18 protein-coding genes and 1 pseudogene are annotated in these 22,081 nt (G+C 62.7%); 16 read left to right on the top strand and 3 right to left on the bottom strand.

Annotated elements, in window-relative coordinates:
* Window positions 1–508 precede the first annotated feature (508 nt).
* From BLQ92_RS21335 to BLQ92_RS21315, 5 genes are all read left to right on the top strand, one after another.
* A complete protein-coding gene (locus BLQ92_RS21335) occupies window positions 509–3,829 on the top strand; it encodes a bifunctional diguanylate cyclase/phosphodiesterase (protein ID WP_090686509.1) in 3,321 nt (1,106 codons plus the stop codon).
* Window positions 3,830–3,875: 46 nt separating this feature from the next.
* Entirely contained in the window at window positions 3,876–4,544 is a 669-nt protein-coding gene (locus tag BLQ92_RS21330; protein WP_090686508.1) for a glycine-rich domain-containing protein, read from the top strand.
* 482 nt (window positions 4,545–5,026) lie between these two features.
* Window positions 5,027–7,201, top strand: a complete 2,175-nt coding sequence (locus BLQ92_RS21325) for a TonB-dependent siderophore receptor (protein ID WP_090686570.1) — start codon at window positions 5,027–5,029, stop codon at window positions 7,199–7,201.
* Window positions 7,202–7,275: 74 nt separating this feature from the next.
* Complete coding sequence (locus tag BLQ92_RS21320; protein ID WP_090686507.1) at window positions 7,276–8,493, top strand: PepSY-associated TM helix domain-containing protein; 1,218 nt, start codon at window positions 7,276–7,278, stop codon at window positions 8,491–8,493.
* A 275-nt stretch (window positions 8,494–8,768) separates the two neighbouring features.
* The gene (locus BLQ92_RS21315; protein WP_090686506.1) at window positions 8,769–9,239 is read left to right on the top strand and encodes a hypothetical protein; all 471 of its coding nucleotides are present in this window, start codon (window positions 8,769–8,771) and stop codon (window positions 9,237–9,239) included.
* A gap of 16 nt (window positions 9,240–9,255) precedes the next feature.
* On the opposite strand, the gene BLQ92_RS21310 is transcribed toward BLQ92_RS21315, so the two are convergent.
* Both BLQ92_RS21310 and BLQ92_RS21305 read right to left on the bottom strand, forming a co-directional pair.
* Window positions 9,256–10,347: a phosphoserine transaminase gene (locus BLQ92_RS21310; RefSeq protein ID WP_090686505.1), complete on the bottom strand. Its 1,092-nt coding sequence runs from the start codon at window positions 10,345–10,347 to the stop codon at window positions 9,256–9,258.
* Window positions 10,344–11,501, bottom strand: a complete 1,158-nt coding sequence (locus tag BLQ92_RS21305; protein WP_090686504.1) for an ATP-grasp domain-containing protein — start codon at window positions 11,499–11,501, stop codon at window positions 10,344–10,346. Before BLQ92_RS21305 ends, BLQ92_RS21310 begins: the two co-directional genes overlap by 4 nt.
* On the opposite strand from BLQ92_RS21305, the gene BLQ92_RS40440 reads away from it, so the two are divergent.
* The 11 genes from BLQ92_RS40440 to BLQ92_RS21250 all read left to right on the top strand — a co-directional run bounded on the left by BLQ92_RS40440 (window position 11,487) and on the right by BLQ92_RS21250 (window position 21,388).
* Complete coding sequence (locus BLQ92_RS40440) at window positions 11,487–11,726, top strand: hypothetical protein (protein WP_090686503.1); 240 nt, start codon at window positions 11,487–11,489, stop codon at window positions 11,724–11,726. The genes BLQ92_RS21305 and BLQ92_RS40440 overlap by 15 nt on opposite strands.
* Before the next feature lie 622 nt (window positions 11,727–12,348).
* Window positions 12,349–12,780, top strand: coding sequence for a DnaJ family domain-containing protein (locus tag BLQ92_RS21295; protein WP_244106141.1), 432 nt, complete (start codon window positions 12,349–12,351; stop codon window positions 12,778–12,780).
* A gap of 29 nt (window positions 12,781–12,809) precedes the next feature.
* Complete coding sequence (gene tadA / locus BLQ92_RS21290) at window positions 12,810–13,367, top strand: tRNA adenosine(34) deaminase TadA (protein WP_244106158.1); 558 nt, start codon at window positions 12,810–12,812, stop codon at window positions 13,365–13,367.
* Between the two features lie 27 nt (window positions 13,368–13,394).
* Window positions 13,395–14,321 (top strand): muramoyltetrapeptide carboxypeptidase, encoded by a 927-nt coding sequence (gene ldcA / locus BLQ92_RS21285; RefSeq protein ID WP_090686501.1) that lies wholly within the window; start codon window positions 13,395–13,397, stop codon window positions 14,319–14,321.
* 338 nt (window positions 14,322–14,659) lie between these two features.
* Complete coding sequence (locus tag BLQ92_RS21280; RefSeq protein WP_090686500.1) at window positions 14,660–15,373, top strand: GntR family transcriptional regulator; 714 nt, start codon at window positions 14,660–14,662, stop codon at window positions 15,371–15,373.
* 373 nt (window positions 15,374–15,746) lie between these two features.
* Entirely contained in the window at window positions 15,747–17,240 is a 1,494-nt protein-coding gene (locus BLQ92_RS21275; RefSeq protein ID WP_090686499.1) for an NCS1 family nucleobase:cation symporter-1, read from the top strand.
* Window positions 17,241–17,274: 34 nt separating this feature from the next.
* Window positions 17,275–18,048: an aspartate/glutamate racemase family protein gene (locus BLQ92_RS21270; protein WP_090686498.1), complete on the top strand. Its 774-nt coding sequence runs from the start codon at window positions 17,275–17,277 to the stop codon at window positions 18,046–18,048.
* 248 nt (window positions 18,049–18,296) lie between these two features.
* Window positions 18,297–19,247: an allantoinase PuuE gene (puuE, locus tag BLQ92_RS21265; RefSeq protein ID WP_090686497.1), complete on the top strand. Its 951-nt coding sequence runs from the start codon at window positions 18,297–18,299 to the stop codon at window positions 19,245–19,247.
* Window positions 19,244–19,765, top strand: a complete 522-nt coding sequence (gene uraD, locus BLQ92_RS21260; protein WP_090686496.1) for a 2-oxo-4-hydroxy-4-carboxy-5-ureidoimidazoline decarboxylase — start codon at window positions 19,244–19,246, stop codon at window positions 19,763–19,765. The genes puuE and uraD overlap by 4 nt, the downstream gene beginning before the upstream one ends.
* A 100-nt stretch (window positions 19,766–19,865) precedes the next feature.
* Window positions 19,866–20,876 carry an allantoicase gene (gene alc / locus BLQ92_RS21255; RefSeq protein WP_090686495.1) on the top strand — a complete coding sequence of 337 codons (1,011 nt, stop codon included), beginning with the start codon at window positions 19,866–19,868 and terminating at the stop codon, window positions 20,874–20,876.
* Window positions 20,876–21,388, top strand: coding sequence for an ureidoglycolate lyase (locus tag BLQ92_RS21250; RefSeq protein ID WP_090686494.1), 513 nt, complete (start codon window positions 20,876–20,878; stop codon window positions 21,386–21,388). The genes alc and BLQ92_RS21250 overlap by 1 nt, the downstream gene beginning before the upstream one ends.
* A 160-nt stretch (window positions 21,389–21,548) precedes the next feature.
* On the opposite strand, the pseudogene BLQ92_RS21245 reads toward BLQ92_RS21250, so the two are convergent.
* Window positions 21,549–21,817, bottom strand: a pseudogene (locus BLQ92_RS21245) (helix-turn-helix domain-containing protein).
* Window positions 21,818–22,081 lie beyond the last annotated feature (264 nt).

The following is a 22,081-nucleotide window of genomic DNA, read 5'->3' as shown; positions in this document are numbered from 1 at the left end:
TTATTTCAGCCCCCAATCGGTCTGGACTCCACAGCATTGCTGGCGGTAGCAATTACATCTCAATCGAGGAATTCCCGATAAGGGTTCCTGATAGCTAGGCAAAAGGCTGGTATCGTCTAAGCTAAATGCACACAAACAGAAAATATTGAAGGAGATTATTTCGGGCTGTTCTGCCGTTGCTACAAAAGGCGGATGAATTTATACCGGTCGACGTAAAGCAGATATTTAAGTCTCGGTAAAACTGTCGGATTTGCACCATTTCATGCCAATTGCACGGTTTGAGTGCAAAAGACGATACGGCGGTAATTGATCGATGCAGGTTGTCAGATCAGTTTGTGAGGATGTCTGCAATTCGCGTGTAAAGTTTTCCGGGGCATGAGCCTGAACGCCCAGCCGGCAAACCGCGATTGTTGTTAGTGCCGTATTCCGGGGGACGGATATGCGCCAGACGTGGGGGCGATTACTGCGCCCAGTTCAACGTGCTTATGCGATCGGCCTTGCATTGGGCATGCTTCTGCTCGGCCTCGCGGCGACGGTGGTGGTGTATTCAGTCACTGCGCAATTGATCCAGCGCGAGGCGAAACTTCGATTTGACAACGATACTCGCGACGTCCAGCAGAGAATCGAGACGCGGGTACGCCTGTATTCCGATGTACTGGTGACGATGCAGGCGCTGTTTAGTGCGGGCGATAATGTGTCGCGTAGTGAGTTTCGCGACTTCGTAAATGGCCTCAATCTTCCCGAGCGCTACCCCGGGTTTCAGACGCTGAACTACGCGCCGTACATACGCGATGCCGATATCGGGCAGTTCGTTGCGAGCCAGCGCAGCGACCCGATCTTGCGCGATGCTGGCATTGATTTCGCAATCAGTCCGCCTGGCTTGCGCCATAACTACTATGTCTTGTCCTATGTCGAACCGCTGGCGCCCAATCTGCCATCGCTTGGCCTCGACCTCGGTGTGCAGCCACGGCGCCTGGCGGCCCTCGAGCGATCACGCGACACCGGGCAGCCGGTCAGCAGTGGGCGGCTGATTCTGGCGGAGGGCAGCAACCCGCACGTTGGTATCGCATTGCGGCTGCCGGTCTACCGGAAAGGCATGTTGCACGATACGGTCGGTGAGCGTCGGCGCGCGTATATCGGCTCGGTCGGAGCGGGCATCCGCGTCAAGGATCTGATGACCGGGCTGCTCAGCGATGAGACGCTCCGCGTGATTCACTTCCGCATCTATGACGCAGGCGCGCTCGAAGCGCCAGTCGTGTCCCCATCGCCGTCCACCATGCTCTTCGATAGCATCGCCGGCGTCGGCGAGATGGCGCGCGGTCCTGCAAGCGCCGCCGGCGCGTCTGCTGCCGAGCCATCGCTGCGGCCCGGCGGCGTGCCTGGCGCGCCTGGCGTGGCAGCAGCCGATGGCCGGCAATTGTCGACGAGTCTGGTGCAACTCTTTGGTGGGCGACGCTGGCTGATTGTTTTCGCCGCTGATCCGGCCGTGTTGAGCGGTACGCAACGCCGTTTGCCGATATTTGCCGCGATCGCGGGCACGGTGATCAGCGTGCTGCTGAGCTCGCTGGGCTACGCGTTGTCAAGTTCGCGGGTGCGTGCCGTCAGGCTGGCCGAACGGATCACGCATACGCTCAGGGCGAGCGAAATCGCCCGCGCCGAAGCACAGCGCATTGCCCATCTGGGTGACTGGCAGATCAGTCCCGACGGCAAGATGGTCCTTCTGTCGAACGAGATGATTCGCCTCCTCGGTTGGCGACGCGGGGCGCCGACCCCGGCGGCACTGATGAACCTGATCGACCCGGCGGATCGCGCGAAGCTCGCGGCCTGCGCCAACCGGACGCTTCGTACCGGTGCCCCGTTCCAGATCGAATGCCGCTACCGGTCCTCGCGGGGGCGAAGAGGATGGCTGCATCTGATCGGGCACGCGTACGGTTCGCCCGATCAGCGGGCACTGCGTGGAACCGCGCTGGAAATCACGCAACGCAAGTCGGCGGAGCGCGCACAGCAGCAGGAGCATGCCATCACCCTGCAACTGGCGACGGCGACGAGCGAGTTCGACGTGTTCAGGCAACTGATCGAGGTGCTGGTGGATGGCATGGGCTGGGAGGCGGGTGCGTTCTGGCCGACCGAACACAGTCAGCGACAATCGCTTGGTGTCACCTATAGCACGCGCGTCCCGGAACTCGAGCGCTGGCTGCTGTCGCGACGGGATAGCCCATCGGCTGCCGCCGCGGAGGGCGCAACGGAGCCTTGCTGGAGCTCGGGACAGCATACCTTGACGCGCCTCGCGCACGCCGAATGGCTCGCGGCGGCGGGTATCACGACGGTGTTCACCTTCCCGTTGCGTGCCGGTTCAACGACGCTCGGCATGGCGGAATTCTATGCGCGCGACCGGCGCCAGACGGAGCCCCATGCGCTGGCAATGGCGCGCTCGGTCGCCATCCAGGCGAGCCACTTCCTGCTGCGGCGCCAGGCTGAAGAGAATCTGCGCTTCATCGCGAATCACGACGTGCTGACTGGTTTGCCGAACCGCCTGATGTTCAGGGACCAGCTCGAAGAGGCGCTATTGCGCGCACGCCGCGACGAGACCGTACTCTATGTCCTCTTTATCGATCTGGATCAGTTCAAGGACGTCAACGACTCGCTTGGACACAACGCTGGCGACCTGCTGCTGCGTGCCGTTGCCGACCGGCTGCGCCAGCAGGTGACGCAGACCGGGATCATCGCCCGTCTGGGCGGGGACGAATTCATCGTGCTAGTCGAGGGACAGCGGGACGAGCCAACTGATGTCAATCGCTCCATCGATGCGGTCCGGGCCGCGCTTGCCGATCCGTTTATGGTGAGCGGAAGGCAATTGGCGGTGACCGCCAGTATCGGCATCAGTTCGTTCCCCGGCGATGGCGACGACGCCCAGACGCTCCTCAAGCATGCGGATATCGCGATGTATGGCGCCAAGCAGCGGGGCAAGAATACGCACCAACTGTACGTCCGCGAGATGAGTACGTCTCTCGAGCGCCGTATCGATATGGAGTCCGATCTGCGGTTTGCGGTCGACAGGGGCGAGTTCGTGCTGTACTACCAGCCGCGTATCTCGCTGAGCTCAAACAGGTGTACCGGCGTCGAGGCGCTGATCCGCTGGAATCACCCAACGGTTGGACTGGTGATGCCATCGGATTTCATTCCACTGGCCGAACAAACCGGTGCGATTGTTCCGATTGGGGCGTGGGTGTTGCGCGAGGCATGCCGGCAGAACGCCGAGTGGCTCGCGCAAGGCCTCGGACCCATACGCGTGTCCGTCAATCTGTCGGCGCGCCAGTTTACCGATCCGCATCTGCACACCGAGATTGTCGCGGCGCTCGAACACGCGCAACTGCCCGGTGAGTTGCTCGAGCTGGAGTTGACCGAGAGCATGGTCATGCGCCATCCCGAACAGGCAGCCGGCTGGCTCACGAGTCTGAAGAGAACGGGTGTTCGCCTGTCGATCGACGATTTCGGCACCGGGTATTCATCGTTAGCCTATCTGAACCACTTCCCGATCGACGTGGTGAAAATCGACCGGTCGTTTATCCGCGATGTGCCCGACAGCGAGAGCGACGCGCAGATTGCCAGCGCGGTTATTGCGCTCGGACACAGCCTTGGCCTGGAGGTCGTCGCCGAGGGCGCCGAGACTCAGGCGCACATCGATTTTCTGCGTAATGAAGGCTGCGATGAAGTCCAGGGGTACTTCTTCAGCCGTCCTATTCCTGCCAGCGACATGACCGCCTTTTTGAGTCGCCGGTCGGATCGCGGTCTTGCCGAAGAGCAGGATCCGCAAGCCGTGCGTGTCTGAACATCATTCTGCAGACGCGCTCACCACACGAGAAAGGAGCTTTACCATGCAAGAGCAAATACGGGATGTAGCGGGGGCCTGGCAGGCAATCGACGAGCTTGAGTTCGACCGGATGAAGGCGAAGTTGCTTCATCGGCATGACGGTGGGTGGACTCCGGAGACGGTGACGCGAGCCGAGCTTGGGTATCGGCAATTCCTGAAATTGTCGGCGAAGTACCCCACGGTCGCGATCGTACCGGGCGAGGAGGTGGATCAGTTCTGGCACGCCCACATTCTCGATACGCAGCGCTATGCGCCGGATTGCGAGCGTATCTTCGGCTACGTGCTGCACCACAACCCCTACGTGGGTATCGATGGGGCCGAGGATGAAGCGCGTCTGTTCGAATTGGCGGGGGCAACAAGCGAATTGATGGCGCGCGAGTTTGGCACCGCATTGGGGGTGGAGGCGAAGCCAGCGTACTGTGCGATCACACCGGGGGTGGGAGCGAAGCCAGCGTACTGTGCGATTACGCCGGGGGTGGGAGCGAAGCCAGCGTACTGTGCGATCACACCGGGGGTGGGAGCGAAGCCGGCTTACTGTGCGATCACACCGGGGATGGAAGCAAAGCCTGCTTACTGTGCCATCACCCCAGGTATGCGAGCGGAACCTGCCTATTGTGCGGCGCCGCCGGCACACGGCGGACACACGGACGAAGATCGCAAAACGCTAATGTGATGCCGGTTTTGCAGTCTTATTGGAGGAATGCATGCTCTCGACTTGAGCATAATGTGGTCTCTCTCAGGTTCTAGCGACCCCTCGGAAATCGCTAGAGTCTTTCAGCCGGCTTGCGCCGGCTTTTTTTATATGCCGACGGACTTCATCAGGAGTCCGGATAAATAACGGGTCGTCGAATAATGCGCACCCCCTGAGCGCGCGAGCCTCGGGGCTTTTTTTTGCCCACGACGCGCATTGCTCGATCAGGGAGTGGCCCGGCTGGCGCACGTGCCGCTCGAAGGCGTGGCTCCTGGCCGTTGCCCTCCCTCACGGCATCCCAGAAAGCTCTCCGCAAGATTTATGTTGCAGATGAGAATCACTCGCATTATCATTCGCGTTCACAAATATGCATTCCGCCTAACCACAACCGCTACGAGCGCTTCCGTCCCGCGCAAGCCTTGCTGCACGGGCGTTTGTTCGCGCCTGCGCTCAATCCGAACACGATGCTGAACCTGTCTACCGCCAGTCGTCCCGCGTTTGTCCGCGGCGCGAACCGTACTCCTTCGCTTCTCAGTGCCGCGCTGTTTGCAAGCGTCGGCTTGTCGCTCTCGACGCTCTCGACACCTGGCTGGGCCCAAAGCGCTGCGACGGACGCGGAGACACTGCCCGTCGTCAGCGTCACCGCGACGGCCGACTCCCCCACCCAGACCGACACCGTCAGCGCTGGCGCGCTGGGTTCGCGCAAGCAGGTGGACACGCCGTTCTCCACACACGTTGTGACGAGCGAGGAGGCTGAGGATCTGATGGCGTCGACCGCCAACGATCTGTTCATGTACGACCCGGCCGCCGCGGTCAGCAGCAGCAACCGGATCAGCGAAAACTCGATGTTCAGCATCCGCGGCATGCCGGTCGATACCCTGAACGGCATCAAGGTGGATGCTCAGAGCTTTCCGTCGTGGGACACCGATCTGCCGCTCGAGCCCTTCGAACAGGTGCAACTGCTCAAGGGCCTGTCCGGGTTCATGTATGGCTTCGGCTCGCCGGGCGGGATCGTCAACTATGTCCTGAAGCGCCCGACCGACGATCCGTATCGCAGCATTTCGGTCGGTTACGAGTCGGCCGGCGTGTTCAGCGAAAAGCTCGATCTGGGCGGGCGTTTCGGCAACGACAACCGCTTCGGTTACCGGCTCAACCTGGTGAACGAAGACGGCAATACCGCCGAGCAGAACGGTCACGTGCGCCGCCAGGTGGCGTCGCTGGCGCTCGACTTCCGCATTACCCCAGATCTCACCTGGAGCGCCGACGCGTTGTATCAGAAGCGCAAAACCAACGGCACGCTGTTCGGCCTGATGTTCGGTTCCGGGCTGGGCATTCCCGACGCGAGCTCGATCACCCGGGACCTTACGCAGCCGCAGAATTACTATCAGACGGAGATGGCCTCGTTCGGCACGGGTCTCGACTATCGTCTCTCGGATAACTGGCACGCGAGCCTGAAGTATCGCTTCGCCAAGGAAAACCGCACCAACTCCGATAGTCTGCTGTACGTGACGAACAGCGCAGGCGACTATACGAACACGCTGTATGCCGCCATGACGCGCTACTTCTATCAGAACGTCGACGCGATGGTGCAGGGGCAGTTCAATACCGGCGTCATCAAGCATGACGTCGTGATCGGTGCGGGCTTTCAGTCGCAGACCAGCGAATACGACAACAGCACAGGCTGGAACAGCGGCTATTCGCTCGGCACCGGCAATCTGTACGGCAGTTCGTTGCTGACCAATGCCGAGGTCGGAATCGGCGAGAATCTGTACCGCCAGTCGCGCGCCACTCAGGCCGCGCTTTACGCGAGCGACACCGTGCAGTTCACCTCGCGTTTCTCCGCCTTGCTCGGTCTGCGTTACACGCAGTTCCGCCAGGACGTCTACGCTCCGAGCAGCGCGGTGACGTCGCAATACAGTGCGGACCCGGTCACGCCGACCGTCGCGCTGATGTTCAAGACCGATCCGTATTCCACACTCTATGCGAGCTATGTCGAGTCGCTGGAGCAGGGCGGTTCGGCATCGAACACCAACGTCAACTATCCGGCTACCTTTGGCCCCTTGCGCAGCAAGCAATATGAAGTCGGCGTCAAGACGGATCACGCGAAGTGGGGCGCTAATCTGGCGCTGTTCCGCGTCGACCAGGGCTACGGCTACACCAACACCGCCAACGTCTTCGTGCAAGACGGCACCAAGCGCTATACCGGTGTCGATGCAAGCGGCTGGCTCGCGCTCACCAACGAGTGGCGCATTCTCGGCGGGGTGATGTGGCTCGACGCCAAGGCCGTCGATATCGACGACCCGAGCATCGACGGCAAGCGTGTCTACGGCGCGCCGCGCTTCACGGCGACGGGCCGCATCGAATACAACCCGTCGTATCTGCGACCGCTTACGCTCGCGTTTGGCGGCAAGTATGTGAGCGACATGGCCGTCGATGCCGCGAATACCCAGTTCGTGCCGTCGTACGTGACGTACGACCTGAGCGGCCGATACGACACGCGGATCGCCGGCAAGGACGTGACCTTGCGCGCGGGCATCAACAATCTGTTCAATCGCCGCTACTGGACCACGGCCTGGGGCTACTACGTTGCACCGTCGCCGACGCGCACCGCCGTGGTGAGTGCGACGATGCAGTTCTAAATGCGGGCGCCGATGCCGCATGACGACATTGTTCAGGCGCCGCGCGGCGCCTGCATGCCCGTGCCGTTACGCCGATGAGACCGATACTTGTCCGCCTGCATCGCTGGTTCGGCATCGGCACGGCGCTGTTCCTGTTCGTCTCCGGTCTCACAGGCGCCGTTATCGCGTGGAATCAGGAGCTCGATGCGCTCTTGAACCCTGAGTTCTACTACGCACGTTCGGCCGCCCCTGCGCTGTCGTCACTGGAACTCGCCAACCGGGTCGAGGCCGCAGACCCGCACCTGCGCGTGACCTATCTGCCGCTGGGCGTGGTGCCGGGCCGAACCCTGCTGATGCGCGTCGAGGGTCGGCGCGATCCCTCCACCGGCCAGCCTTATGCGCTGGGCTTCAATCAGATCGCCGTGGATCCCGCTACCGGGCGCATCCAGGCGCGCCGCGACTGGGGCGCGTTGTCGCTCAAGCGGCTCAATCTGATGCCGTTCCTTTATCAGTTTCACTACACGCTGTATCTGCCCACCACCGGCAACGGTATCGCCATTGGTGTCTGGTTGCTGGGGATCGTCGCGATCGTCTGGTTGTTCGATAGTGTGATTGCGCTAGTGCTGGCGTTTCCGAGCTTCAAGGCGTGGCGCAAGTCGTTGGCGTTTCGGGTCCAGCGTGGCGGCTATGCGCTGGTGTTCGACCTGCATCGCTCGGGCGGCGTATGGGTGTGGGGGCTGCTGGGCGTGATTGCGCTGACCTCGATCGGGATGAACCTCGCGCAGCCTGTCATGCGGCCGGTCGTGTCGCTCTTTTCGACGCTGACGCCCGAGCCCGAAAGCAATCCTGAACTGCTTGCGCCGCATCCGGCCGGTGCCGCGAGCTTGAGCCGCGAGCGCATCGTAGCGTTGGCGACAGCCGCCGGACAGGAGATGAAGTTGAGCGCCGCGCCGGGCGCGACCTTCGAAATCGCCTCGCTCAATCTGTACGGCGTGGGCTATTTCAAGCCGGGCGGCGATTACGCTGACGGCAGCCTTGGCAATGCATGGATCTATTGGGACGCGCAGACCGGGCGCCAGGTAGGCGGTTCGGTGCCGTGGCGTGGGAGCGCTGGGGATGTCTTCATGCAGGCGCAGTTCCCGCTGCATTCAGGACGTATTTTGGGGCTGCCTGGACGCGTCCTCGTCAGCTTCATGGGCGTGATGGTGGCGTTGCTGAGCGCGACCGGCCTTGTTATCTGGTTCAAGAAGCTCAAGGCGCGCCGCACCGCCGCACGGCGCGCGAAAGCTCCTAAAACCGTGGTGTTTCGATAGTTGCGGACGGGCACGCTTTGTCCGCCACTACTCGACAGCGGGATGCCAATACACCACCATGGCAGCCTTGTGCACACGACACCGACGAATCCATGGCGCTCAAATCTGCCGGCTTTGCTTGAACGCCTTTAGCTTCTATCGGGTCTTTCTGGCCTGAATCGCCACTTCGCCGAGACTACTCACCGCAGCGCTATTGCGCCCTCATCCCGACAACTGCGACTGGGGCGCGCACTTGTCTATAATCTCCGTCGACTTCGACTCGGGACCTTCATCCAGTGAAAACGACTCTCGCCGCTGCGCTCGCCGTCCTCGCTGCGCTTACGCTTACTGCCTGTGCGTCATCCGCCGACAAAGAGGCGCAACGAGACAACGACTTTGCCCGCTCCGAACGCCTTCTGGAGGCGGCTCAGACGGATGCCACGGCCACCTGCCGCGATCAGGCGCAATGCGATCAGGCCTGGCAACTGACGAAGGACTACGTGGCGCAGCATTCGGAAGAGCCGGTGGTACGCTCTGACGCGGTTGCGATCGAATCCGACGTGCCGGGCCGCTCGGGTCACGCAGTCTATTCGGCGAACCGGGCGGCGCACGGCGCTGGCGCGACTATCACACTGTATGCGCAGTGCCGCGGCATGTACGGCCCGGATCGTACGATGGGCTCGGACTACGATGAGTGCGTCAAGAAGATCGTGGCGACGCAAAACGGTTTCGTGCCGTTCCTCGACCAGCATCTGTCCGCTCATTGACGCTGCGCCGCGCCGCCTAACCCTCGCGGCGGCGAAACTCGCCCAGCCACTCCGCTAATGCGGTGACCGCCTCCAGCGTCACCGCGTTGTAGAGCGATGCGCGCAGGCCGCCGATCGAGCGGTGTCCTTCGAGGCCGTGAAAGCCCTCGCGCGCGGCGGCTTCGAGAAAGCGCGCCTCCATCTGCGGATCGGGCAGGCGGAACGCCACATTCATCGTCGAACGGCACTCGCGTGCACCATGCACGCTGTAGAACGCAGGATCCGCATCGAGCGCGCTGTATAGTTGTGCCGACTTGGAGCGGTTGATGTCGGCCATCTTCGCGACGCCACCCACCTCGTCGCGCAGCCAGCGCGTCACCAGCATCAGCACATAGATGGCGAACACCGGTGGCGTGTTGTAGACCGAGCGCGCGGCGATATGGGTGCGGTAGTCGAGCAGGGTGGGCAAGGCGTGGGTGGCGCGCTGCGCGAACTCGTCGCGCAGGATCACCACGGTGACGCCGGCCGGGCCGAGGTTCTTCTGCGCATGCGCGTAGATCATGGCGTAGCGCTCGATATCGAGCGGCGCGGCCAGCAGGTTCGACGACATGTCGCACACCAGCGGCACCTCGGGCAAGCCGGGGGCGTCGGTGAATTCGAGTCCTTCGACGGTTTCGTTGGACACGTAATGCAGATACGCTGCCTGCGGCGATAGCTGCAACTCATCCGCTGCCGGCAGGCGGCGGTAGCCGTCGCCACCGCCATCCCATACTACCCGCGTGTCGCCTTCGTGGCGCGCTTCCACTGGCGCCTTGGCGCTCCAGTAACCCGACACGATGTACTCGGCGTGGCGGCCGCTCGCGCGCAGGAAATTCATCGGCAGCATCGAGAATTGCAGGCTGCTGCCGCCTTGCATAAACAGCACGTGATAGTGATCCGGGATGCCGAGCAGCACGCGCAGATTGTGCTCGGCTTCATCGAGCACGCCACGGAACCACGCCGAGCGGTGGCTCATCCCTAGCACCGAGAGACCGGTCTCATGCAACGCTGCGATGGCCTCGCGCGTCTCACTCAACACCGTGGCCGGCAATGCGCCCGGGCCGCCGGAAAAATTCATAGCATTGTTCATTCAACCGCCGTGCGACGCTTCAACAACCGTTCGAACGCGTCGACGATATGTTGGACAAAAGGATTCTTGTGTGCCAGCGCTCCCGTGCTGCGCTCATAGTGCGCCAGCATGGTGGCGTTGGCCTCGAAGACGAAAACCTGCCCGTCGGGCAGGAGTGTGAAGTCGATCCCGGCGTAATCGAGTTCGAGCCGGCGGCCGATCGCAGCAATCGCCTGCAGTGCGCGCTCGCCTAACGCCGCGGCGGGATCTTCCAGGAAACGCCGCTCCTCGTCCAGCTTCCACGCATGCCCTTCCATCTCTGCCGAGAAGTAGTGGACCATCCAGTGCGGCGAGATCGCCAGATGATAAGGAAACGGCTCGCGGTCGACGAAAATCATCCGGTACTTGCGGTAGTAGCCGTCCGCCGAGCGGGTATCGCGATACGCAGTCAGGTACTGTGGACCTGCTTCGTAATTTCGTAGCCGCGTCAGCAGCGCGCTTAGGTCGTCGCAGCGAACCAGTCCTTCGCCGCCGTGAGCCGCCGCTGGGCGGGCTAACACCGGCAGCGCAATACCGCTGTCGGCTAGCATTGCGGCGAGCGCTTCGGGCGAGGCCGGCGCAGTGTCGACGCGGATGCATTGCGCGACTTGCACATCGTGCAGATCACCGAGCAATGCGGGGATGCGGTGGCGCGCAGTCCGCGCGACGCCGGCGGGCGGGTTGAGCAGCGCTCGGGCGCTGCGGGCCGCCGGGTTTGACTTCAGACTGGACGTGAAGCGCTCGAGCCGCGCGGCGAGCGGCGCGGCGACATCCGGCTCGCCGATTGCATTGAACACCAGATCGAACGACGGGAGCTGCGCGTCTTCGGCTTCGTCCGCGTAATCGACGGCGTATTTGATCCTGCAGTTGATCGCGCCGGGCAACAGCGCGTCGAACGGCACGTTGCCCGAGGCGCGGCCCGCGCACAGCAACAGTACACGGCGTGTATGGCCGGGCGCCTGTTCGACGAACACGCGCTGCAGCCGGTAAGCGCGTTCGCGCCAGGCATCGGCCGCGGCGGTGCGTCCCGCGCCGGCGTGGATCGCGGCGAGGTTCTGGCAGGCAATCGCGAGGTTCGGGTCGAGTGTCAGGACGAGTTCATACCAGGCCGCGGCGATCTCATGATCGCCTTTCATGAAGTAGCCGGTGGCGACGTCGCAGAGGTTCGCGGCCGTTGCGTCGGCGGCGCCACTCGCGTAAGCGTCCAGCGTGTGGGCGGCGATCAGATGGGCGACGGCGCCAAGCTCGTCACCGGCAGCGCGTCTCGCGTCGGCGAGCGCTCGATGCTGGGCCGGGTCGAGCGGGAAAGCCTCGCGGCTATCGTCATGGCCGGCTGGGTCGCGGCTGTGCTGCGGGGATGAGTGGTCTGGATCTCGAGTCATAGTCCTGCGGGATGGGCGTCGTGGCGATGCGCCACCGCGCGCCCGAAGCATAGTGGGCGCGCGCGAGATCCAGATTACAGCGGTTCGCGCACCCGTTACAGAAATTTACGAGGGGGCGTCAAAAGCGTACGCCCGTGGCGCAACCGGCTGCGAAACCCCCGCCGCTACCGCCCGCGCCGCCGCAGAATACGCCGCAGCCCGAGAGCGCGATCGACACCGCGAGGCCCGCCAACACAGTGCGCAGCAGCGATGGCCCGCGCTGGCGGTGTCTTGGGGAACAGGTTTCCATGTCATGCCGGCCCGCTTGTTTAGCGTCGAAACGGACATCGGACGAGTGGGTCACAAGGGATGGGCAGGGCAGGTCGGCACGCATAAGCACTTTGAAGTCACTGGCTACGATAAAGGGCGATGGCCGCGCTGCGAAAGCAAATCGTAAAGCTCCGGTCTGCGCGGCCGCTACGAGAGCCATGACCCTAACGCGGCACCCTATGGCCCTCAAATACGCAGAATCCGAAAATCAGAGGGGTTTGTCAGCCTCATGGTCGAACCTTACATCTTGCTCCCTGATAGAATGCGTGGGCCGCAACGTAGTGGACTGCAGATGAGATTGCTTGATGCGTTAGTTGAACAGCGTATAGCCGCCGCGGCAGCGCGCGGTGAGTTCGACGATTTGCCGGGAGCAGGTGTCGCACTTGCGCAGGAGGACGATGTCCAGGTGCCTCAGGAAGTGCGCGTCGCGAACCGGATCCTGAAGAATGCGGGCTTTGTGCCGCCCGCCGCCGAACAACTGCGGGCGTTGCGCGACCTGCAGGACGAACTGAACGCGGTCAGCGACCGTGCCGCCCGTTGCCGCCTGCAGGCGCGGATGCTGGCGCTCGACATGGCACTCGAATCATTGCGCGGCGGCCCGCTGGTGTTGCCGCGCGAGTACTGCCGGCGGATTGCGGAGCGCCTCTCCGAACGCGCCGCAGGCGCTGCCGGTCACCCGGGCGACCTGTCCGGTGCAGCCGCCGGTCTGCCGGGGCCGCAGTGAGCGAGCAGCCGAGCGCGAACAGCGCACCGCTGCATGATGCGCCACCCGATGCACCGCAAGCCGTTCCCGTCGCCTTCACGGAACGCGATCTCCATTTCATGAAGCTGGCCCAGGCCGCCGCCGAAGAAGCGCGCGCGGCTGGCGAAGTGCCGGTGGGCGCCGTGCTGGTGCGCGGCGACGAGGTCATCGCGAGAGGCTTCAATCATCCGATCGCTGCACACGACCCATCCGCGCACGCCGAGATGGTCGCGTTGCGCGCCGCTGCCCAGACGCTGGAAAATTACCGCCTGCCCGGTTGCGAGCTGTACGTGACGCTCGAGCCTTGTCTGATGTGTGCCGGCGCCATCATGCACGCGCGCATTGCCCGCGTCGTGTTCGGCGCGCGCGATCCGAAGACTGGCGCATGCGGCAGCGTGGTGGATGCGTTTGCCAATCCGCAGCTCAATCATCACACTACGGTGGTGGGCGGTGCGCTGGAGAGCGAGTGCGCCGCGGCGCTCAAGTCCTTCTTTGCCGAACGGCGGCGCGCGTTGCGCGAAGCCCGCGAGGCGGCTCGCGGCGAACCCCCGTCAGCCGAATCACTCTAAGAACCATCACTCTTCGTACTGGCGATCATGATTGCCCATCGCACTTTCGAACTGATCGCGCCTTCGGGCTATCCCCATGACCCGGAGGCGATTCGTCGTGCGCTGCATCGGTTGCATGCGCAAGGACATCACGTCGAGGGCGTCCACGCAACCGAGCGCCGCTTTCAGCGCTTCGCCGGCACGGACGGCGAGCGTGCTGCCGAACTGAACCACCTGGCCGACCCGTCACGCAAACTGCCGGACATCGTGCTCGCGGTGCGCGGCGGCTACGGCGCCGTGCGCATCCTGCACGGGCTCGATTACGAAGGCCTGCAACGCCGGTTGACCGATCAGCCCATCGCGCTGGTCGGACACAGCGATTTCACGGCGATCCAGTTGGCGCTTCTCTCGCGGGCTGGGCTGAAGACGTTCGGCGGCCCGATGCTCCTGGGCGACTTTGGCGCGGAGGAACTCAGCGAGTTCACCATGCAGCACTTCTGGAACGCGCTGACGAAGCCGACCTTCACGGTCACAGGCAGCGTGCCACAGGCGCAAGCCGTCGACGTCAGCGGCATGCTGTGGGGCGGCAATCTGGCGGTGCTCGCCTCGCTGGTCGGCACGCCCTATATGCCACCGGTCGAGGGTGGCATCCTGTTTGTCGAGGACGTCAATGAGCAGCCGTTCCGGATCGAACGGACGCTGTATCAACTGCATCTGGCAGGCATCCTCGAGCGGCAGCAGGCGCTGGTGATCGGCGATCTGTCCGGCGGCAAGGCGTTCGAGTACGACAACGGCTACGACCTGAACGCGATGATCGAGCATGTGCGCTCGGTGATCGGTATTCCGGTGATCACGGGTCTGCAGTTCGGCCATATCCCTAACCTGTTGACGCTGCCGGTTGGGGCGGACGCGCATCTCGTGTCAGATGCGCATGGCTTTAAGCTGACAGTATCGGGTTACCCGTACCTCAGCTAGTCTTCGGAGGGGAGCAGCGCCATCTTGCATGGGGCTGGAGACGAAGCGGGCGCTGCCCGCTTTGTTTTTGTGCACAAAAGGCAACTAACGGTCAGTCGCATCAGGCTCCGCACAGCACCTGGGCTGAGTTTTGCTGGACTATTTTGTTGACAAAATAGTCCAGCAAAAAGAGGGGCGATTCGTATGAATTATTCTCACAGCCAAGCCCAGTAGCCATCTGAGCGAATCTCCGAGCGGACGCCTCAGTCGTCGAACTTCAATCGTCGAAAATTCAATATTGAAATTGTTGACAATCTTTGTGTCCATCCTAAGATGGGCAACATAACGGAACGCATATCATGTCGACCCTCTCCTTAGCCACCTCGAATGGTTCAAAACCCGACGCGATTGCCGAGCGCATTCGTGCCGCAATCCTCGAGCATCGGCTGGCGCCTGGAGCCAAGTTGACTGAAGCGCAGTTGTGCGAAGTATTCGGCGTCAAGCGTGGCCCGATTCGCCAGGCGCTCGCGTTACTGGCGACCGACCGGCTCGTCGATCTCGAGCCGAACCGCGGCGCTTTTGTCGCGAGTCCGTCGCTGCAGGAAGTCCATGAGGTGTTCGAGATGCGCCGCATCATCGAACTCGCGGTGGTGGAGCGGATCTGCTCCGGGCATGGCCCGCGCCGCCTGAAGCATCTCGGCAGCATGATCGGCCGAGAGCGCAAGGCTTTTGAAACGCGCGATTTTTCGGCCTGGATCCGGCTCTCGGGCGAGTTCCATACCGAACTGGCGTCGCTCACGGGCAATACCGTGTTGTGCGACTGCCTGAACGGGCTGGTAGCACGCTCGACCTTGATTTCGGCTTTGTACGAGTCGCTCGGCCGCAGCCCGTGCTCGTTCGAAGACCACGAAGCGATTCTCGTCGCGCTCGACACCGGCAATGCGAAGGAGGCGGCCGCCCTGATGTCGCGCCACCTGCAAAGCGTCGAGCTGAAGATGCTGGATAGGCCGGCGCGCGGCGCAGCGGATCTGCACGAAGTGTTCGGCATGTTGCCGGCAAAAGCGGCGTCTTGATTGGTCCACCCGCGCGCGTCGCTCGACGCGCGTAAGCAATACGCTCGTAGTAAAAGCGCGCTTGGGCGCGCCGCACAGAATTTGAACTGACAAATCATCGCGAACCGGCGGTGTGGCGAAGCTCGTCCACACGGCCTGCATACGGCCGCCCTGACGGGCCGTGTGCGCGAGAACGCTTCGGCACAAGAGCGCGGTTAGTGGCGAAGCGATAACAAAAAGTGCTTAGTTGTACAGATAAATGTGCAACTAAGGACAGAGACAACCGCGGTGCCGTCATGCCTGCAAGACCCCTCCTGACCTGGAAGGGGCTGTGGGTGACGGATGCAGTGCCCGTCGATGCGCAATCGCCAGTCCCTACACCCAAGGAGCAGTCATGGCTCAGTTCAGTGCAGCACCGCATAATCCCGCGATTTCCGCCAATCCCGGCTTCAGCAGCGGCGACTCTTCGGGCGATCCCGAGGTGCCGGCCGGTTACAGCGAGCGCCTATTTAACGAAGACCTCGCGCCGCTGCGCCATCAGACGTGGAGCGCCTATAACATCTTCGCGTTCTGGATGTCGGATGTGCACAGCGTCGGCGGTTATGTATTCGCCGGCAGTCTGTTCGCTCTCGGCCTCACCAGTTGGCAGGTGCTGATCGCGCTGCTGGTCGGCATCACGATCGTCAACCTGTTGTGCAACCTGATTGCCAAGCCGAGCCAGCAGAACGGTGTGCCGTATCCGGTTGCCTGCCGTGCGACCTTCGGTGTGCTCGGGGCGAACCTTCCCGCCGTGATTCGCGGTTTGATCGCTGTTGCGTGGTACGGGATTCAGACCTATCTTGCGTCGAGCGCGCTGGTGATCGTCGTGCTCAAATTCTTCCCGCAATGGCTGCCCTATGCGGACATGCACCGGCATGGCTTCATGGGCCTTTCCGCGCTCGGCTGGGGCGGCTTCATGCTGCTATGGGTGCTGCAGGCGCTGGTGTTCTGGCACGGCATGGAGACGATCAAGAAGTTTATCGATTTCGCCGGACCAGCCGTCTACGTGGTGATGTTCATCCTCGCGGGCTATATGGTGTGGCGCGCCGGCTGGCAAAACATCGGCATCAACCTGGGCGGCGTCAAATATCACGGGCTCGGCGTGGTGCCGGTGATGATCACCGCGATCTCGCTGGTGGTGTCCTATTTCTCGGGTCCGATGCTGAATTTCGGCGACTTTTCGCGTTACGGTAAGAGCTTCCGCAGCGTGAAGAAGGGCAACTTCTGGGGCTTACCGGTCAACTTCCTGGCGTTCTCGCTGGTGACCGTGGTGACGACCGCCGCCACGCTGCCGGTGTTCGGGCAGTTGATTACGGACCCGGTCGAAACGGTCGGACGGATCGACTATCCGATGGCGGTAATTCTCGGTGCGCTGACCTTTACGATTGCGACGATCGGGATCAATATCGTGGCTAACTTCGTCTCGCCGGCCTTCGATTTTTCGAACGTCGCGCCGCGCCTCATTAGTTGGCGGATGGGCGGGATGCTGGCCGCGGTCGCATCGATTTTCATCACGCCATGGAACCTCTTCAACAACCCGGCGGTGATTCACTACACCCTTGACGTGCTCGGTAGCTTTATCGGACCTTTGTATGGTGTCCTGATCGTCGATTTCTACCTCGTGAAGCGGCAGAAAATCGTACTGGACGATCTTTACACCGTCTCCGAAACGGGGACGTACTGGTACCGCAACGGTGTGAATTACAAGGCCGTCGCGGCATTGTTGCCTGCCGCGGTGATCGCGGTGATCTGCGTGATGGTGCCGTCGCTCGACGGTATGGCGAATTTCTCGTGGTTTATCGGTGCTGCGCTGGGCGCTGTGTTCTACCGCGCGCTGACGCTTCGCTGAGTTTCCGATAGGCCTGCCGTAACAGGAGTACGAGATGCGTATCAAACTGATCAACCCGAACACGACTCAGCGGATGACCGACGCGATGGGGCGCTGTGCAAGGGAGGTGGTCGCGCCCGGCACCGAGGTGATAGCGGTCAGCCCGACCATGGGGCCGCCGTCGATCGAAGGCTATTACGACGAAGCGCTTGCCACGCCCGGCCTGCTGGCGGAGGTCGCGGCGGGCGAGCGTGACGGCTGCGACGGCTACGTGATTGCCTGCTTTGGCGACCCCGGGCTGTACGCGGCCCGCGAACTGGCGCGTGGGCCGGTGATCGGCATTGCCGAAGCGGCGATGCACGTGGCGAGCGTGTTGGCGCCGTCGTTTTCGGTGGTGACCACGCTCGCGCGCACCTGCGGCATGGCCTGGCATCTGGCCGAGCGCTACGGCATGACGCGCTTCTGCAACAACGTGCGCGCGACCGATGTAGCCGTGCTCGAACTCGACCAGCCCGGCTCGGAGGCGCGCCGTATCATTCTCGAAGAGTGTCGCCGGGCGCTCGAGGAGGACGGCTCGGAGGCGATCGTGCTCGGTTGTGCGGGGATGGCCGAGCTGTGCGCGCAGATTCAGGGCGAACTGGGTGTGCCGGTGGTCGAAGGCGTCACGGCGGCCGTGAAGTGGGTGGAGGCGCTGGTCACGCTGCGGCTTGGCACGGCCAAGCGCGGCGACTATGCGCGCCCGCTCCTGAAACGCTATGACGGTGCGTTCGAAGCGTTTAGTCCGACGGAGGCGCATCCCGTGAGACCGCCGGCGCGTTTCGGGTTTTAAAGGCCGGGTAAACGCCAGTCCCACCGGACCGCAAACCCCCAGCCAGCCGGCCCCGCACATACTTCTGGTCTGACACGCACTATCTGCCCGGGTGTATGGGCGCACCCGGGTGTTTTCGCTACACTGGTTCCACCAGACGCTGGGCGAATCAATGGGCATTCTTGGCGGTTTCCGCCCGCGTCGGCGCGAGATTCAGGCGCGTTTCAGGTTTCTTCACCCCGTTTTTGTCACCACGCATTCGTCAAACCATGCCACTCGACTCGAACTATCCACGCGACCTGATCGGCTACGGCCGTCACCCGGTGCAGGCAAACTGGCCGGGGCGAGCGCGCGTCGCGGTGCAATTCGTGCTCAATTATGAAGAGGGCGGCGAAAACTGCGTGCTGCACGGCGACCCGGGCTCGGAGCAGTTCCTCTCGGAGATCGTCGGCGCGGCCGCCTATCCGGCGCGCCACATGAGCATGGAGTCGATCTACGAGTACGGCTCGCGCGCCGGTGTCTGGCGCATCCTGCGCGAATTCGAAAAGCGCGGCCTGCCGCTGACCGTATTTGGCGTCGGCATGGCCATCGAGCGCCATCCGGAGCTTGCGCGCGCCTTTGTCGAACTGGGGCACGAGATCGCCTGCCACGGCTACCGCTGGATTCACTACCAGGACATGTCGCCGGAGAAAGAGGCGGAACACATGCGCCTCGGCATGGAAGCAATCGAACGCGTAACCGGCGAGCGGCCGCTCGGCTGGTACACCGGCCGTGACAGTCCCAATACACGTCGCCTCGTCGCCGAATACGGCGGCTTCCTGTACGACTCGGATTACTACGGCGACGACCTGCCGTTCTGGACGGACGTCGAAGTCAGCGGTGGCGCGAAGACGCCGCAACTGATCGTGCCGTACACGCTCGACACCAACGACATGCGCTTTGCGAGCCCGCAAGGCTTCAATACCGCCGATCACTTCTTCACCTATCTGCGCGACGCGTTCGACGTGCTCTACGAAGAGGGCGACGAAGCGCCGAAGATGCTTTCAATCGGCATGCACTGCCGGTTGCTCGGCCGCCCAGGCCGCTTCCGCGCGCTGCAGCGCTTCCTTGACCATATCGAACAGCATGACCGCGTCTGGGTGACGCGGCGCGTCGACATTGCGCGGCACTGGCGCGAACACCATCCTTACCAACAAAACAACCGCGGGGCTGCGGCATGAAGGCGATGCAATACACTCTGGATCAACTGAACAGCATCTCGACCGACGCGTTCGTCGCGGCGCTGTCGGGCATTTTCGAGCATTCGCCGTGGGTTGCGGAAATCGCGGCCGGGCAGCGGCCCTTTGCGAGCATCGACGCACTGCATCACACGATGTCGAACGCCGTGGAAACCGCTGGCGAAGCGAAGCAGCTCGCGCTGATCAATGCCCACCCGGAGCTTGCGGGCAAGGCAGCCGTGCGCGGCGAACTGACGGCAGAGTCGACCCGCGAGCAAAGCGGCGCGGGCCTGTCGCAATGCACCCAGGCAGAGTTCGACAAGCTGGTTGCACTGAACGCGGCGTATCGTGAGAAGTTCGGCTTCCCGTTCATTCTGGCGGTGCGCGGTTATGACCGCCACGGCATCATCGCCAATTTCGAAGCGCGCGTGAACAACGGCCGCGCCGACGAATTGCGCGCGAGCCTCGACCAGATCTACCGTATCGCACGCTTCAGGCTCGACGACCTGATCGACGCGTAAGCACGCGTTGACATCAGCACGGCCGCGCAGGCATTCGTCTGTGGCGCGGTTCTCGAAACGAAGCGCTTTTTAGCACTATTAGACAGGAAGGAAGACAAAGATGGCACTCCCGATTCTCGACCCCAACGCACCGGACTTCACGCGCCGCTATGTGAATCTGGCGGACCCGCGTCTCGGCGCACAGGCGCTCGAGGCTAGCGACGATTTCTTCGCGCCGAAGGAACGGATGCTGAATCCGGAACCTGCCGTCTTTATTCCGGGCAAGTACGACGATCACGGCAAGTGGATGGACGGCTGGGAAACGCGCCGCAAGCGCACCACCGGCTACGACTGGTGCGTGGTGAAGCTGGCGCGCCCGGGCGTAATCAAGGGTCTCGACCTCGATACGAGTCACTTTACGGGTAACTTCCCGCCGGCGGCTTCGGTGGAAGCGGCGCGGGTCGTGGACGGCCAGCCGAACCAGTCGACCCAGTGGACCGAAATCGTCCCGTCGACCACGCTGCAAGGCAACAGCCACCACTATCACGAAGTCAGCGACAGCAACGCCTACACGCACTTGCGCGTCAACATTTACCCGGACGGCGGCATTGCGCGTCTGCGCGTCTATGGCCAGCCGCAAGTGGACTGGGCCGGCGCGAGCCGCACCGAGCAGTTCGATCTGGCCGCAATGGAAAACGGCGCATATCTGGTCGCCGCGAACAACCAGCACTTCGGCGCAGCCTCCACCATCCTGATGCCGGGCCGTGGAGTGAACATGGGCGACGGCTGGGAAACGCGCCGCCGCCGCGAACCGGGCAACGACTGGGCGATCGTCGCCCTGGCGCAACCGGGTGTGATCAAGAAAATCGAAGTGGATACCGCGCACTTCAAGGGCAACTATCCGGACCGTTGCTCGATCCAGGCCGCGTATGTCACGGGCGGCACGGACAGCTCGCTGATCACGCAAGCCATGTTCTGGCCGGTGCTGCTGGGCGAACAGAAGCTGAAGATGGACAACCAGCATTACTTCGAAAGCGAAGTGGCGGCGCTCGGCCCGGTGACGCACGTGCGCTTTAACATCATTCCGGACGGCGGGGTCTCGCGTCTGCGTTTGTGGGGTACGCTCGCATAATGAAAACGCTCGCCATCGAACCGTTGACCAAGGAAGCGTTCGCCGCGTTCGGCGACGTGATCGAACTCGAAGGCGCGAAGCAGATTCCGATCAACCTCGGCACGACGATCCGCTATCACGATCTCGCGAAAGTGGACGTCACGGACGAGGGCGGTCGTACATTGGTGAACCTGTTTCGCGGCCAGCCGCGCGTGCTGCCGTTCGAGGTGAAGATGCTCGAGCGCCATCCGCTCGGCAGCCAGGCGTTTGTGCCGCTGAACGACAAGCCTTACCTCGTCGTGGTGGCGCCGGCTGGTGAGCTCGATCGGGCGCAGATTCGTGCGTTCGTCACGAGCGGCTGGCAAGGCGTGAACTATGCGAAAGGCGTCTGGCACCATCCGCTGATCGCGCTGGGCGACGTAAGCGATTTCATTGTGGTGGATCGCGGCGGCGATGGGCTCAATCTCAACGAGCAGGATCTAGCCGAGTCGCTGTGGTTGACCGAGGATGCGTTGAGCGCGGTGACGGCTTGATGGCGTAGCGTGTGACGCGCAGGTTGCGAGCAGGTTAGTCGCAGGAAGAACAAAACGCCCGGGGCATTTGCCTTGGGCGTTTTTCATTGGTGCACGGCAAGCAAACAGGACACAGCGACGGATCAAGCGTAACCCGTTCGTGGCTCCGAAATAAACAGTGTCATCGCTGGGCCGCCGACTCCGCACGCTGCTCGGCGAGGATGTCCTCAAGCGTACGGCCATAGCCACGCGCGACGACGTTCAGATCGTATCCCGCCGCTTCGAGCAGACGCACCAGTGCTGAGACACTCATATCGTGCCTTGCCATGTTTCCATGCGCGTCACAGTGGTTCGGGCAACACCCGCGCGGCGGGCCGGTTCTTCTTGTGAGACACCTGCTTCGCGGTGGGCTTCCTTTAGCATTTCGGCGACGTCGGCGAGCGTGGTCATGTGTGGCCCTGGGGCATCAAAATGAGAGGAAAGGGCTCATATAGTAGAAGTAGAGTAGCCCTCGGGCTACATCTTGAAATGCCTGACGGCTCGGCCAAAGCGACAGACCGACACCATCGGGTTCTCCGTGCACGAAGGCAAAACCGGCATCACCTCGGCGCCAGGACACGCACAAAGAAAAACGGGCTTTCCGCTCCCGCGAAAAGCCCGCTACTTACCTGCACCAGGCAGGCACACCGGAGGCCGACCGCCGTAGCGGTCAGC

It is taken from the genome of Paraburkholderia phenazinium, assembly GCF_900100735.1.
In the GTDB taxonomy this organism is placed as follows: domain Bacteria; phylum Pseudomonadota; class Gammaproteobacteria; order Burkholderiales; family Burkholderiaceae; genus Paraburkholderia; species Paraburkholderia phenazinia.
The sequence above is the reverse complement of the archived record's forward strand: the minus strand, read 5'-3'. Positions and strand labels throughout refer to the sequence as shown.